The organism is Mycobacterium sp. OAE908 (assembly GCF_017872775.1).
Taxonomy (GTDB): domain Bacteria; phylum Actinomycetota; class Actinomycetes; order Mycobacteriales; family Mycobacteriaceae; genus Mycobacterium.
Genome location: NZ_JAGGJL010000001.1, coordinates 420949 through 435049, shown reverse-complemented (window position 1 = coordinate 435049; position 14101 = coordinate 420949). Strand labels below are relative to the sequence as shown.

14 protein-coding genes are annotated in these 14101 nt (G+C 67.0%); 5 read left to right on the top strand and 9 right to left on the bottom strand.

Annotated elements, in window-relative coordinates; all coding sequences use genetic code 11:
- Positions 1 to 7: 7 nt before the first annotated feature.
- The gene (locus J3E61_RS02095; protein ID WP_210082433.1) at positions 8 to 751 is read right to left on the bottom strand and encodes an SDR family NAD(P)-dependent oxidoreductase; all 744 of its coding nucleotides are present in this window, start codon (positions 749 to 751) and stop codon (positions 8 to 10) included.
- Positions 748 to 1791 carry an alcohol dehydrogenase catalytic domain-containing protein gene (locus J3E61_RS02090; RefSeq protein ID WP_192726886.1) on the bottom strand — a complete coding sequence of 348 codons (1044 nt, stop codon included), beginning with the start codon at positions 1789 to 1791 and terminating at the stop codon, positions 748 to 750. The genes J3E61_RS02095 and J3E61_RS02090 overlap by 4 nt, the downstream gene beginning before the upstream one ends.
- Before the next feature lie 22 nt (positions 1792 to 1813).
- Here J3E61_RS02090 and J3E61_RS02085 point away from each other — a divergent pair, with 22 nt between their 5' ends.
- Positions 1814 to 2674, top strand: a complete 861-nt coding sequence (locus J3E61_RS02085; RefSeq protein ID WP_210082432.1) for a class II glutamine amidotransferase — start codon at positions 1814 to 1816, stop codon at positions 2672 to 2674.
- Here the strand turns inward: J3E61_RS02085 and J3E61_RS02080 are convergent, their stop codons facing one another.
- The gene (locus J3E61_RS02080) at positions 2675 to 3394 is read right to left on the bottom strand and encodes an acid phosphatase (RefSeq protein ID WP_210082431.1); all 720 of its coding nucleotides are present in this window, start codon (positions 3392 to 3394) and stop codon (positions 2675 to 2677) included.
- 37 nt (positions 3395 to 3431) lie between these two features.
- Here J3E61_RS02080 and J3E61_RS02075 point away from each other — a divergent pair, with 37 nt between their 5' ends.
- Positions 3432 to 4289 (top strand): patatin-like phospholipase family protein, encoded by an 858-nt coding sequence (locus J3E61_RS02075; protein WP_210082430.1) that lies wholly within the window; start codon positions 3432 to 3434, stop codon positions 4287 to 4289.
- 1 nt (position 4290) lies between these two features.
- Here J3E61_RS02075 and J3E61_RS02070 read toward each other — a convergent pair whose 3' ends face one another.
- From J3E61_RS02070 to J3E61_RS02060, 3 genes are all read right to left on the bottom strand, one after another.
- The gene (locus J3E61_RS02070; RefSeq protein ID WP_210082429.1) at positions 4291 to 5253 is read right to left on the bottom strand and encodes a patatin-like phospholipase family protein; all 963 of its coding nucleotides are present in this window, start codon (positions 5251 to 5253) and stop codon (positions 4291 to 4293) included.
- 23 nt (positions 5254 to 5276) lie between these two features.
- Positions 5277 to 5711 (bottom strand): lipoprotein LpqV, encoded by a 435-nt coding sequence (locus J3E61_RS02065; protein ID WP_210082428.1) that lies wholly within the window; start codon positions 5709 to 5711, stop codon positions 5277 to 5279.
- Between the two features lie 63 nt (positions 5712 to 5774).
- Complete coding sequence (locus J3E61_RS02060) at positions 5775 to 7619, bottom strand: hypothetical protein (protein WP_210082427.1); 1845 nt, start codon at positions 7617 to 7619, stop codon at positions 5775 to 5777.
- A gap of 951 nt (positions 7620 to 8570) precedes the next feature.
- On the opposite strand from J3E61_RS02060, the gene J3E61_RS02055 reads away from it, so the two are divergent.
- Complete coding sequence (locus J3E61_RS02055; protein WP_210082426.1) at positions 8571 to 9122, top strand: cysteine dioxygenase family protein; 552 nt, start codon at positions 8571 to 8573, stop codon at positions 9120 to 9122.
- Entirely contained in the window at positions 9122 to 9493 is a 372-nt protein-coding gene (locus J3E61_RS02050; RefSeq protein WP_210082425.1) for a sulfurtransferase, read from the top strand. The genes J3E61_RS02055 and J3E61_RS02050 overlap by 1 nt, the downstream gene beginning before the upstream one ends.
- On the opposite strand, the gene J3E61_RS02045 is transcribed toward J3E61_RS02050, so the two are convergent.
- Genes J3E61_RS02045 through J3E61_RS02035 form a run of 3 tightly spaced genes read right to left on the bottom strand, consistent with a single transcriptional unit; the run spans position 9490 to position 13008 of the window.
- Positions 9490 to 11184 (bottom strand): alpha/beta-hydrolase family protein, encoded by a 1695-nt coding sequence (locus J3E61_RS02045; protein ID WP_210082424.1) that lies wholly within the window; start codon positions 11182 to 11184, stop codon positions 9490 to 9492. The genes J3E61_RS02050 and J3E61_RS02045 overlap by 4 nt on opposite strands.
- Before the next feature lie 10 nt (positions 11185 to 11194).
- Entirely contained in the window at positions 11195 to 11974 is a 780-nt protein-coding gene (locus tag J3E61_RS02040; RefSeq protein WP_210082423.1) for an enoyl-CoA hydratase, read from the bottom strand.
- Entirely contained in the window at positions 11971 to 13008 is a 1038-nt protein-coding gene (locus J3E61_RS02035) for an enoyl-CoA hydratase/isomerase family protein (RefSeq protein ID WP_210082422.1), read from the bottom strand. The genes J3E61_RS02040 and J3E61_RS02035 overlap by 4 nt, the downstream gene beginning before the upstream one ends.
- Before the next feature lie 159 nt (positions 13009 to 13167).
- Between J3E61_RS02035 and J3E61_RS02030 the strand changes: the two genes are divergently transcribed.
- A complete protein-coding gene (locus tag J3E61_RS02030) occupies positions 13168 to 14016 on the top strand; it encodes a Bax inhibitor-1/YccA family protein (protein WP_210082421.1) in 849 nt (282 codons plus the stop codon).
- Positions 14017 to 14101: the final 85 nt, after the last annotated feature.

Genomic DNA, 14101 nt, shown 5'->3' with positions numbered 1-14101 from the left:
CGCCGCACTAGCGCGGCAGGATCCCGCCGTCCAGCGTGACCACCTTGTTGGTCAGATACCCGTTGCGCAGCATGGCAATTGCCATCTCCGCCACCTCGGCGGGGCGGCCCGCGCGCCCGACCGGAATGGGCATCGGCGTGCTGGCCGCGCTATCCGGGTCGACGGGAAACATTCCGGTGTCGCCGATCAATGCGGGCGCCAACGCGTTGACGGTCACACCGTCGGCTGCCACGCGCGGCGCCAGATGATGCATCAGCCCGTGCAGTCCGGCCTTGCTCGCGGCGTAATGGGCGCCGACGACACCACCGTTGAGCCCAGCCACCGACGAGACGAACAGCACGCGTCCGAACCGCTTCTCGACCATCGCGGGCAGCACCTGCTGCGCCAGCAGAAACGGTGCCGTCAGATTGATGGCCAGCGTCTTGTTCCACGACTCGAGATCGATGTTCTGCCAACCCTTTACATCCGCGGTGCCGGCGTTGGCGACCAGGACGTCGACGCCGCCCAGCTCGCTGTTGGCCTGCGCGACCAAGCGGGCAGGAGCGGTCGGGTCGGCCAGGTCCGCCGATGCGACGACGGCGCGTCTGCCGAGGGCGCGGGCGTGGCCCGCAACTTCCTCGGCGTCATCGGCGTGGCGGCCGTAGGTCAGGAACAGATCGACTCCCTCGTCGGCCAGTGCACGCGCGATGCCCTTGCCGATGCCGCCTGACGCACCGGTCACCAGGGCCACCCGGCCGTTCAGTTCCGTCACGGCTTGACCAGAATCCGAATCGGGTTGCCCTCCTGGCGTTCCAGCTTTTCGATGCCGACTCCGACGTCTTCCAAGGAGACGACATCGCTGATGGAGCGGGACAGATCGAGCCGCCCCAGCGAAACCAGCGTGGCGAGCGTTTCGATGTCGACGTTCTGGTAGCCGAGGTGGCCGAGCACGTGCTTCTGCGTCAGGCCGAACATACTGGTTGGACCAACGCTCGGCGCCTCAGCACTCATCCCCACGCCGACGAGACGCCCGCCAACGGTGATGCAGTCGAGCGCCTGCTCGAACGTCGACTTCAGGCCTACGGCATCGAAGGCCACATCCAACATCCGGCCACCGGTGATCTCGGCGATCTTGTCGCGCAGCGCGGGATCGCTCGCATCCAGGGCGTGGTCGGCGCCCAATTCGAGCGCCCGGTCCAGCACTGCGGGCTTGATGTCGATCGCGAGCACCGGCGCGGCACCGACCAGACGGGCCAGTTGCACGATGTGCGTGCCGACGCCACCGACACCCCACACGCCGACCGACTCCCCGATACCCACCTTCCCGGTGCGCACCACGGCGCCGAACGGCGTCGACACCGCGTCGGCGAGGATCGCGGCCTGCTCGAGCGAAACGTTGTCTGGCACCCGGGTCAGACCGACGGCCTGCGCGACCGTGTACTCGGCCCACCCGCCGTCGTAGGCGAAGGCCATCAACTGAAGCCGCTGGCAGTTGGAGATGTCGCCGCGCCTGCATTTCGGGCACTTCGTGCAGGGCCTGCCTGCAGCGACGATCACCCGGTCGCCCTCCGACCAGCCGGTGACGCCGGGGCCCAGCTTGGCGATCGTGCCCGACGCCTCATGGCCCTGCGTCACCACCGGCAGCTGCGCGGGGAAGGTACCGTTGATCAGGCTGAGATCCGAATGGCAGATGCCGCAGAACGCGACCTTGACGAGCACCTCGCCGGGCCCCGGTTCGGGAATCGGAATATCCTCCACCGCAATGGTTTTGGAGTCGGCGTAGAAACGCTCGGCACGCATGGTGTCAACCATTCCGTCACGCTACCATCGGGCCATGTGCCGGCTGTTCGGCCTTCATGCCGACAAACGCGAGGTGACCGCGACGTTCTGGTTGCTCGACGCGCCCGACAATCTCGTCGAGCAGAGCAAGCGCAACCCGGACGGCACTGGGCTCGGAGTCTTCGGGCCCGACGGTAAGCCAGGGATTTACAAGCAGCCCATCGCGGCGTGGCAGGACCAGGCGTTCGCGACCGAGGCGCACGAGCTGACCGGGACGACGTTCATCGCGCATGTCCGGTATTCGTCGAGCGCAGCGCTCGAGCCCCGCAACACCCACCCGTTCCTGCAGGACGACCGGATCTTCGCGCACAACGGCGTCGTCGAGGGGCTCGACGTGATCGACGCGCGGCTGAACGACCTCGGCGTCGCCGATCTGGTGGTCGGCGAGACGGACTCGGAACGGGTCTTCGCGTTGATCACAGGTTGCATCAGGCGTGGCGACGATGTCGGCACGGGGATCGTCGACGCGGTGGGTTGGTTGGCCGGCAACGTGCCCATTTTCGCGGTCAACATCCTGCTCAGCACTGCAACCGACATGTGGGCGCTGCGTTATCCGGAGACCCACGAGCTGTATCTGCTCGACCGCCGCGGCGTCGACAACCGGCGGCTGCGGATGCAGAGCTCGCGCATCACCGCCCACAGCGACGAGTTGACGTCGGACGCCTCGGTCGTATTCGCCAGCGAGCCGATGGATGACGACGACTGGCAGCCGCTCGCGCCTGGGGAATTGGTGCATGTCGACGCCGACCTGGGAATCGAGCGTCGCATCGCATTCCCCGACCCGCCCAAACATCAACTGCGCCATGACGATTTGACGGCGCAAGCCGCTGCGTCCCAGCACGCCTCGGTGGCGTGATCAGGGAATGCGATAGAACGGGTTCGGCAGCAGATAGGTCTGCTCGGAGAAGCCGCCTTCGAGGTCGGACGGCTGATCGCCGAGATTGGCGATGATCGTGTAGCCCTGCTGCTCGATCTTCTCCCGCTGCGGTGCCTTGAAGTCGGCGGCCGAAACATAATGGGCGCCAGCCGGTTCCATGATCAACTGCTGGTAGCCGGTGTAGCCGACAGCCTGCAGGTTACGCTCGGTGGCCGCGCGCTGGGTCTCATCCCGGCCGGTGATGAAGAAGATCGTCGCGCCGCGGTCGCGCGCGGTGGTGAACACGTCCATCGTCGGCTGAATCACCGTCGACTGCGCCCGCTGATCCCACGCGATCAAGCCGCACGGTCCTTGCGGCAACCGGTCGCAAGGCCCATTGAGGATGCGGCCAAAGTCGTTGGCTTTGAGCCCTTCCCAGTTGGACAGCGCCGTCTCGTCGATATCGAACACGACCGCCGGCCGGTCCACCCGCGGCGCCTCGTCGTTGATCCACGCGATGGCAGGCGCGGTCGCGAGCTGCAGATCTGTCAGGTAGGCACCGCTGTTGTAATAGTCGACCGCGGTGAACTTCAGATCGCCGATGTTTGCGGGCTGCACCGGCGGCGGGATGATCGGCGCCGGCGGCGCGGGCGGCTCGGCAATCGCGGTCGGTGCGAAAGCGACCAGCCAGCCGACGACCAGGGTCACGACAATGCGCATGTCTGGACCCTAACGGCGGCCTGGCACACTCGCTGCCGTGGCAACGAAACGCGCCCTGGTGCTGGCCGGTGGAGGACTGGCAGGCATCGCATGGGAGACCGGAGTACTGCGCGGCATCGCTGACGAGTCGCCGGAGACTGCGAAGGCCCTGTTGGACGTCGACGTGCTGGTGGGCACGTCGGCAGGCTCGACGGTCGCCGCGCAACTGAGCAGCGGCCTTGGGCTCGATGCGTTGTTCGACCGGCAGATCAGCGCGTCGTCGACGGAGCTCACCCCGAACGTCGGCATCGAGGAGATCACCGACCTGTTCGTCGCCGCGATGCTGACGCCGAACACGACCCAGACGCAGAAGCTGCAGAAGATCGGCGCAGTTGCGCTGTCCACGGCCACCGTCAGCGAGGCGGTGCGCCGTGAGGTGATTGCGCACCGGCTGCCGTCGCATGACTGGCCCGAGCGGGCGTTGCGGGTTTCCGCGATCGACACCGCCACCGGTGAGCTGGTCACGTTTGACAACGACTCGGGTGTCGGCCTTGTCGATGCGGTCGCGGCCAGCTGCGCGGTGCCGGGTGTCTGGCCGCCGGTCACGATCGGTGACCGGCGCTACATGGACGGCGGGGTCGGAAGCAGTGTCAACATCGCGCTCGCGGGCGATTGCGATGTCGTGGTGGTGCTGGTGCCGTCGGGCCGTTCGACGCCATCGCCGTTCGGTGACGGCGCTGCCGAAGAGGTCGACACGTTCGCCGCGGCGACATTCGGAGTGTTCGCCGACGACGAGTCGCTCGCCGCATTCGGTCCCAATCCACTGGACCCGGCGTGCCGCACGCCGTCGGCGTTGGCGGGCCGTGAGCAGGGTCGTCGCGTCGCCGCGGCGGTCGCCGACTTCCTCGCGACCTGAATCAGTGCGCCTGCGTTGACTTTTCGAGCTCGTCGAGAACGGCGACGGCCAGCTCGCGGCCGATGTCGATGACCTCGGCTGCGCGATAGAACTCCAGGCTGCGGCACGCCGTGCGCGGCACTTCGATCAGCACATCGGGTGGATACGCCGCCAGCGTGTGGCGTGCCAGCGCCGCCTGGGCGATGTCGATGGTGCGGTTCATCACCTCGAAGCTGCCCAGCCTCGGCACCGGCTCGACCGCATCTACCGCCTCTGCGGGGTCGTTCTTGGATACGTCGACCAGTTCGTCGGCGGCCTCGTCGGGCGCGGCACCCGTGCGTTCGAACAGTGCGGTCGTACTTCGCCACATCCGGCTCAACCATTCTGTCGACGCCCGCGCTTCGGTGTCGGTCGGCTCGTAGCGGCCGCCGGCTTCGCTGCCCGCCAGGCTGACCGCGATGGTGAGATCGGCGTTGACGGCCGCGATCGGCGCCATCGGCAGCGGGTCGAGAATGCCGCCGTCGGCGAGCAGGCGTCCGTCGAACACATGCGGTGTGATCACGCCGGGGATCGCGATCGACGCCCGAATCGCGGCGTCGACCGAACCACGTTGCAGCCAAACGGATTTCCCCGACAGCAGGTCGGTCGACACTGCGGTATACGGAATCGACAGCTCCTCGATCGTCACCTCACCGAGAATGTCGCGGACCGCGTCGAGGATCTTCTCCGCCCGCAGCGCCCCCGCGGCGCTGATTGACGGGTCGAGTAGCCGCAACACCGCCCGCTGCGTCAATGACTTGGCCCAGTCGGCGAATTCGTCGAGCTTGCCTGCGGCCTGCAACCCGCCGACGAGCGCACCCATCGACGAGCCCGCGATCCCGACGATGTCGTAACCGCGGTCGCGCAGTTCGTCGATGACGCCGATGTGGGCGTATCCGCGCGCGCCGCCGCTCCCCAGAGCCAGGGCGACGCGCTTGGAAGCCATACCGCTATTCTGCGCTGCTGCTGCTACTCGCACTCGCCGTTGCCCGCGGCGGTGATCGCCACGATGACGCCCGCCTGTTGCGCCGGCGTCAGGTTGGCCCAGGGCGTGTTGAAGTTCCCCGGGCCGGTGAAGTCGGGCGCCTGGATCAGCTTCAGGTAGGGCTCGACGAGGGTCTTGGGGTCGGCAGCGTGCTGCTCGTCCATCCAGACCTTGGCGGCGTGGCAAGCCTGCCCGTACTGCGATTCCGTCGCGTCGGCCGGAACGTCGACCTTGGTGGTGACGCCGCCGGGGGAGACGCCGATCGCGCCCGGCTCAGCAGGTGCTGCGGGCAGCGGCGGCGGCTCGGTGGTCGACGGGTTGGCAGTCGTCGACGGCTTCTGCTCACTCGACGAACATCCGGCGATCGCGAACGCCAGCAGTGCAGTGCACAGCACGACGCATTGGGGGTACCTGCGCATGCCGCCCAATCTATGCAACGCGTTCGAGCCCGTTCGGGCGCCTGGCCCCTACGGACTCGCCGGTTACCCGTTCGAGCCGGTCCCGCCGTTCGTGCCGCCTGCCGACCCGGTGCCGGTGCCGCCTGCGCCGCCCTGGCCGTCTGCCGCGCCGAGGCCGTCGTGTCCGCCGGTGCCACCACTACCGCCGGTGCCGGTGCCGGTGGTCGCGGTGCCATTGCCGCCCGTGCCGCCGGTGCCGCCGTGGTAGCCGTTCGCCCAGCTGGTGCCACCGCCGGTGCCGCCAGAGCCGCCGGTGCCGCTGCCGGTGGTCGCGGTGCCGGTGCCGCCGTTGCCGCCGTCGCCACCGTTTTGCATCAGGCCGCTGCCGCCGCCCGATCCGCCGGATCCGCCTGTGGCCGAACCGGTTCCGACGGTTGCGTCGCCGCCGGATCCACCGTTGGCGCCCTGCCCGTCGATGCCGCCGGTTCCCGCATTGCCGCCGGTTCCGCCGGTGGCGGTGCCGGTGGTCGCCGCTGCAGTGCCGCCTGTTCCGCCGTTGCCTGCGGTGCCGTTGAAGATGTTGCTTCCGCCGTTGCCGCCCGAACCGCCGGTCGCAGTACCGGTCCCGGTCGTGGCCCCGCCGCCTGCGCCGCCGTCGCCGCTGTCACCTTCGGTGCCGAGACCGCCGCCGTTGCCGCCGGTGCCGCCGGTCGCGTCGCCAGTGTTGCTTGTCGCCGTTCCGCCCGCACCGCCGCCGCCTGCCCAGCCGAACAGGCTGCCCGTGTGGCCGCCGTCGCCGCCGGTGCCACCCGTGGCGTTGCCTGAGTCGCTGGTGGCGCCACCGCCCGCGCCGCCGATGCCGCCGGAACCGGTCCATGTGTTGCTGCCACCGGAACCGCCCTGCCCGCCGATGGCGTCGCCGTTCGCACTGGTGGCCGTGCCGCCTGCACCGCCGTCACCGGCATTGCCGAACGCCAACCCGGAATTGCCACCGTTGCCGCCGTTGCCTGCGACTGTGTTGCCTTCGGCGGTCGTCGTGCTGGCCCCGGCACCGCCTGATCCGCCGTTGCCCCAGAATCCGGCGGAACCGCCGTCACCGCCATTGCCGTTGTTGACGCCTTCGACGCCGTTGCCGCCGTTACCGCCGCGGCCGAAGAACAGGCCCGCGCGGCCGCCGTTTTGACCGTCGGCCCCGTCAGCGCCGTTGCCGAAGAGCAGTCCGCCGTTCTCACCGGGCTCGTCGCCGTTGTTGACGAAGATCCCGGCGACCTTGACGCTGTTGAACGTCATCTGGCCGATGGCCTCTGCGAACGGATTCCGTGCTGGGCCAGTAGTGGTCGGAGTCGAGGGTGGGTCGTCAGTGGCAGCCGGCTTGGCGGTCGGTGCACTGCCGCCGCCACCGAGGAACGCCGAGATGCCGCTCATCGGCAGGCCGGCGAACGCATTCGCCACGTTGGCGGTCTGCAAGCCCAGGTTCTGCGGGCTGAACGCCGCGATTTGAGTGTCGAACGTGGTCATGGGTGCGAACGCCTGCGTGACGCAGTTCTGGCCGATGATCGGTGTGCCACCGCACAGCCCCGGCGCCGGATCGGAGCTCGCCGTCACGGGCTCTGCGGCGGGAGGTGCCGCAGGGTCGACGCCGGCAGGGGCCGCACCGCCACCGACCGCCAGCCCGCCGTCGGGGTCCGGGGCCACGATGGGCTGGGCCGCCGCCAGCAGCGGGTTGGGGGTCGGGTTGGGCAGGATGGCCGCAGCCAAGCTGGGGGTGTGCATCACCGGCGCGGGGACAGGGGACCCGTCCGGTCCATTGAACACATCGAAGGCGCCCGCCCCGGCAGCAGCGAGCACGCCGCCCGTCACAGCGGCGGTGACCAGCGTTTTCTTGCCCGGCCGTCCATGCTTTGCGCCCTTGGGGTACTTGGCCGTCATCGATGCCATCCCTTCACCGGTGAGTGAGCCTGCGCTCTATTTCGTGGCTAATCAGCAACTCGCTGCGAGCAACAATAATAATTAGCACAGTCCGAATGACTTTTCACAGCAACTGGCAGATAAATATCGCGAGATTGCGATTGCCAAGCCCGCAAGTGCCACTTGCTGGGCCATGCATCTGGTGCCTGTCAGCAACCATGCTCGGGTTCTCTTCGGCATGGCGTCATGGCGAGCGGGAGTCCGGGCAGAGCGACGGGTGTCGCCGACTGTCGGTGGCAAGGCGTTCGGGCAGCTGCCGAACTGCCTCTGCTCATTCGACCCGCGGCGCAGCAGCCTGGTCCGATCCGGGGCCGGCAAGTCGGGGAAAGACCTGTGCCGCATGCGACCTCGGGCTTGCGACCAGCGCCGTGAAGGGTGGTTGACCCAACGCGAGTGGGGCCGTCGTACTGGTCGCCGCGGGGTCGGGAGGTGGGGGCATCCGCGTCACAGCTCGCAAAGATGGCAAATTTGTCATCGGATGCGTCTAATCGACGCAGCCGCAGAAACGTCGGCCGACTGTTTCGCAAATTGTACAAACCAAATGGCGATATGCCTGCTCGACGCTCGGCGTATGGATCGGACGCTCAGCCGTTAGGGCCGCAATCCGAACCCAGTAGGCCAATTTAGGACCCAAATTGACGCTTCTGGCAAATAATTCCCTGCAGTTTTAGCAACAAGATCGAAGCACTAGTCCCATATTTGGGACAGATACTTAAGCTCACCGTGAATCTAGCGGTATTCGCGCGTCTGAGCAGGCCAGTTCCAGAGGGGCCCGAATGCGATGCGGCAACGTGCTGCCGGGCGACCGTTTGGCGATGCCACACTGTACGGCGTGAGGACCGGACTGCTCGAGTGTTGCGGGGCGTAAGCGCCCGCCCCCGATCCGTCCTCGCCCATTTTCTGGAGTTCTTCATGGTTTCCGCGCAGCCTGCTGTGTTGCCCTCTGCAGTTCCGGCCGTATCCTCGCCGACCCGCCTGCGACTGCCCGACCTGCTGCAAGCCACCGATCGCTACGCCGACGACGTGTTGTCGGGCCGTTTCGACCAGCTGCTGCCGGTTGACGGACCGCCGCCCGACGAGCGTTGGTTCACGCGCCTGCACGGCGACGACGAACTCGATGTCTGGCTGATCAGCTGGGTGCCGGATCGCTCGACCGAGTTGCACGATCACGGTGGGTCGCTTGGCGCGCTGACGGTGGTTTCCGGCGCACTGCGGGAGACGCGCTGGGACGGGGAGGCCTTGCGGCGCCGTCGCCTTCGGGCGGGTGATCAGGCCGCCTTCCCGCTCGGCTGGGTGCATGACGTGGTCTGGACGCCTGAACGCGACCTGTCGGCGCCGGTGAATCCCACGCTCAGTGTGCACGCGTACTCGCCGCCGCTGACGGCGATGTCCTACTACGAGGTGACCGAGCGGAAGACGTTGCGTCGCAAGCGAACCGAACTCACCGACGCACCGGAGGGATGATGAGTCGAATCGATCGCGTGCTGGAACAGGCCCGCTCCCGGCTGCACAGGCTTTCTGCGCGTGAGGTGCCCGCAGCACTGGAGCGCGGTGCGCTGCTAATCGACATCCGCCCGCAGGCTCAGCGCGAGCGCGAGGGCGACGTGCCCGCCGCGCTGGTGATCGAGCGCAATGTGCTCGAGTGGCGCTGCGACCCGACCAGCGACGCCCGGTTACCGCAGGCCGTCGGAGACGACGTCGAATGGGTGGTGCTGTGTTCGGAGGGGTACACCTCGAGCCTGGCCGCCGCCGCGCTGGTCGACCTCGGACTGCACCGCGCGACCGACGTCGTCGGCGGCTATCACGCGCTGAAGGCCGAAGGGGTTGTCGTCTAAGCGTTTTCGTCGTTCGACAGCAGCGGGCGCAGCTTGTCGGTCTTTGCCGGCGTCCACCCCGGCGGCTGCAGAATGGCCGCCCAGGCGTTGGCGACGTCCTTGACGTAGACGTGGCCGTGCCCGTCGGGCACATCGACCGCGACCGCCATATCGGCGGACACCTGAAGGAACGTCACGATCGGGATCCAATCCATCCGCGGCGACAGGTCATAACCGCGCGGTTCCTTCAGCCAATCCGGTTGGGTGAACAGCAGATCCACGTTCCACCACGCGATCGGATCGGACGCGTGCTGAAGGTACACCACCCGCGGATGGCCCCACGGATCTGCCGGCCTGCCGAGATTCTCGGAACGCGCCGCGAAGCGGACGTTGTCGCCCTTGTCGTAAATCGGCAACCACATCGGGGAGCCCTCGTCGCGGTTGCGGGTCAGGTCGTCCCAGATCGTGTTGTTGAACGTCGGCCCGGAAAACAACGCGCCGTCGGTGCGGGCGACGAGATTGTTGAGGGCCAGGAACGGTGCCTCGCCGCCGAATGACCCAAGGCTTTCCCCGAATACGACGAGCTTCGGGCGCTTGCCCTCGGGTAGATCCTTGACCAACGCGTCGACGGCTTCAAACAATGCCTGGCCGGCCTGGCGCGCGTTCTCCTTGTCGACCAAGAACGACAGCCAACTCGGCAGGAACGAGTACTGCATCGAAACAATCGCGGTGTTGCCGTTGTACATGTACTCCAGCGCGGAGGCCTCCGCCTCGTTGATCCAGCCGGTGCCGGTGGTGGTTGCGACGGCGACGACCGCGCGATTCAGCCCACCTTCTCGGCGCAACTCCTCCGCGGCCAGCTTGGCCGTGGCCTTGATGCCGTCGGCGGAATGCAGTCCCGCGTAGGCCCGGATCGGTTCGATCGCCGGTGCGCCGTTGAACTTGGTGAGCTTGTCGATCGTCGGGCCCGCAGAAACGAATACCCGGCCCTGATGGCCCAGCGACTCCCAGCTTGCCAACGACTCCGGCCCGCCGGACCGCAGCTTCGACGTCGGCGCCGGGAAATCGGGGTCGGTTTCGTCGTTCACCGCCGAGAACGTCTTGTTGATGGTGCTCATCGCGACACGAGCCACCACGCCGTTGAGTAGCGCGATGGTCAACGCCAGCAGCAGCCCGACCACGATGACGGCCGAAATGCGCGGCGGCACAAAGCGATCGCCCTTGCGAACCAGGAACCGCACCAATCTGCCTATCAGCTGGCCGATTTCGACGAACACGAACAGCACGACGATCGACAGCACGGCGGTCAGCGGGTGGTCCCAGAATCCAAGGCGCGGCACACCGTTGAGGTCGCGCACATCGTCCTGCCACACGTGGAAATAGATGATCATCAGGACCTGGCCGATGACGCCGATGACCAGGAGCCCAACCCATGCCTGCTGTGGTGCAGGCGGGCTGGTGTCCTTCGAGCGCATGTAGCGCACCAACCAGACGATGAACACGCCGATGCCGTAGCCGATGGCGCCGGCCGCGCCGCTGACGATGGCCTGGAACAACGGACCGCGCGGCAGCAGCGACGGCGTCAGCGACAGCCAGATGAACACCAAGCCGACAGCTGTGCCGGTGAAGGTGTAATGCCTCTCCCACCACGGCTTCTTGGCGGGCTCCTGCTGCGGAGGGGTTTCCTCGGTGGCTTCCGCCGTGTCCGTCACGGACGAAAATTTACCGGTGCGTGAAGTTCGGTGGGCGTTTCTCGGTGAACGCGTTCATGCCTTCGGTCTGGTCGTCGGTGGCGAATGCAGAGTGGAACAGCCTGCGCTCGAACAGCAGTCCTTCGGCCAACGTGCTTTCGAAGGCACGGTTGACGGCCTCCTTGGCCATTCGCGACGCCGACAGCGACATGCCGGCGATGGTCTTGGCGACAGCGTTGGCCTCGTCGAGCAGTTTGTCGGCGGGCACGACGCGCGACACCAGGCCGGCGCGTTCCGCCTCTTCGGCATCCATGTTGCGACCGGTGAGGATCAGGTCCATCGCCTTGGCCTTACCGATCGCACGGGTGAGCCGTTGCGAGCCGCCCATGCCGGGCAGCACGCCGAGCTTGATCTCGGGTTGCCCGAATTTCGCAGTGTCAGCGGCGATCAGCAGATCGCACATCATCGCGAGCTCGCACCCGCCGCCGAGCGCGTAGCCGGCGACCGCGGCGATGGTCGGGGTGCGGGTGGCGGCGAACTTGCCCCACGCGGCGAAGAAGTCAGCGGCGAACACGTCGGCGAATGACAGCTCGGCCATCTCCTTGATGTCGGCGCCCGCCGCGAACGCCTTCTCGCCGGAGCCGGTGATGATGATCGCACCGATGCCGGGGTCGTTGTCGAATTGCGCTGCGGCGGAGACGACTTCGTTCATCACCTGGCTGTTGAGCGCGTTGAGCGCCTTGGGCCGATTCAGGGTGATGGTGCCGACGCGGTCGTCTTGCGTGACCAGAATGGTCTCGTAGTCGGTCATGAGAACTCCAGTTCGCGATCGGCCGGCGCGAAGTATGCCTCGACGTCGGCGGTGGTAACGGCCGCCAGCGACGCGGGCGACCACTTCGGGTTGCGGTCTTTGTCGATGACCTGGGCGCGGATGCCCTCCACTAGATCATGCGAACGTGACGATCCGCACGACGTCCGATACTCCTGGCGCAGCACGTCTTCGAGCGTGTCGAGCTTGGCGGCCCGGCGGATGGCCTGCAGTGCCACGGACACGCAGATGGGGGAGCGTTTCTCGATCAGCCCGGCGGCGTCATTGGCGGGACCTGCGTCACGGCCGCGCAGCGCCGCGATGATGTCCTCGGCGGTGTCGCCTGCGTAGCACTGGTCGATCCAATCTCGTTGCGCTAGTAGGTGACTCGGCGGCGGCTCCGTGGCGTATGCGGCCAGCGCCGCGTCGATACCGTCGGCCACGACCGCTTCCTTGAATGCGGGCAGTTTGTCGTGGGGCACGAAATGGTCGGCGAAGCCGAGGGCGATCGCGTCGGCACCGTCGAAGTTCGCACCCGTCAGCGCGGCGTGCAGGCCGAGCAGACCCGGTGCCCGCGACAAAATGAACGTGCCGCCGACGTCGGGGATCAGGCCGATACCGACTTCGGGCATCGCCATTTTCGTGGTATCGGTGACGACGCGGACACTGCCGTGAGCGCTGATGCCGACTCCGCCGCCCATCACGATGCCGTCCATCAGCGCGACGTACGGCTTGCGGTAGCGACCGATCTGCGCGTTGAGGAGATACTCGTCGTACCAGAACTGCCGCGCCTCGGAGCCGTCGGCCCGCGCACTGTGGTAGATCACGACGATGTCGCCGCCTGCGCAGAGGCCACGCTCGCCTGCGCCGTCAACGACGACAGCGTGGACACCGTCGTCGCTCTCCCAGTCGGTCAGCACCGTCGACATCGCGGTGACCATCGGATGGGTCAGCGAGTTGATCGCCTTGGGGCGGTTGAGAGTGATCAGGCCGACGCCGTTCTCGACAGTTACTAGGACATCCTCGTTTTCCGCCACGCTTATGCAATCTAGATCGTCGTCCGGAAAACAGCAGCGCCGGGTAGGGTTTCCTGTGAACTAGCTGGGAGGTCCCCTCGGGAACCGATGCCAGGTAGTCGTACGTTGAGAGTGTGTTCGTCGACTTGTCGAACCACAGCACATGGAGAGGATCCGACGGTGCGGGAGACCAGCAACCCGGTATTTCGATCCCTGCCTAAGACGCAGGGCGGTTATGCGCAGTTCGGTACCGGAGCCGCCGGCTACGGTGCGCAGACGGTAAATGCCGACCCATACGCAGGCGCGTACCCAGAGCAGCGGCAGGCGGGCGTTTCGCGGCCGCTGACCATCGACGACGTCGTCACCAAGACCGGCATCACGCTCGGCGTGCTGGCGGCGGTCGCGGTCGCGGCGTACTTCGTGGTCGCGCAGAACATCGCGCTTGCCATGCCGTTGATGATGGTGGGCCTGGTCGGCGGGATGGTGTTGATCCTGGTCGCGATCTTCGGTCGCAAGCAGGACAACCCGGGCATCGTGCTGAGCTACGCGGTGTGTGAGGGGTTGGTCGTCGGCACGTTCTCCTTCGTCGTCGCCAACTTCATGGTGTCGGGCATCAGCGCCGGCGCGCTGATCAGCCAGGCCGTCGTTGGCACGCTCGGCGTGTTCTTCGGCATGCTCGTGGTGTACAAGACCGGCGCCATCCGCGTGACGCCGAAGTTCACCCGCTTCCTGGTGGCGGCCGGTTTCGGTGCCGTTGTGTTGATGATCGTGAACCTGGTGGTCGGGCTCTTCACCCACAGCGCCGGACCGCTGCGCGACGGCGGCCCGCTGGCGATTCTGTTCTCGCTCTTGATGATCTGCCTCGCGGCGTTCTTCTTCCTGTCGGACTTCGACCAGGCCGACCAGGCGATCCGCGCAGGCGCGCCGGAGAAGGCGGCATGGGGCATCGCGCTCGGCCTGACCGTGACGCTGGTCTGGCTGTACCTGGAGATCCTGCGGCTGCTGTCCTACTTGAACAGCAGTAACTAGCTACCCGACGAGAAGGCCCGGCACGAAATGTGCCGGGCCTTTGTCGTTGAGTCTGCACCTAGGGCGTTGCGCCGAGTGTGGGCTT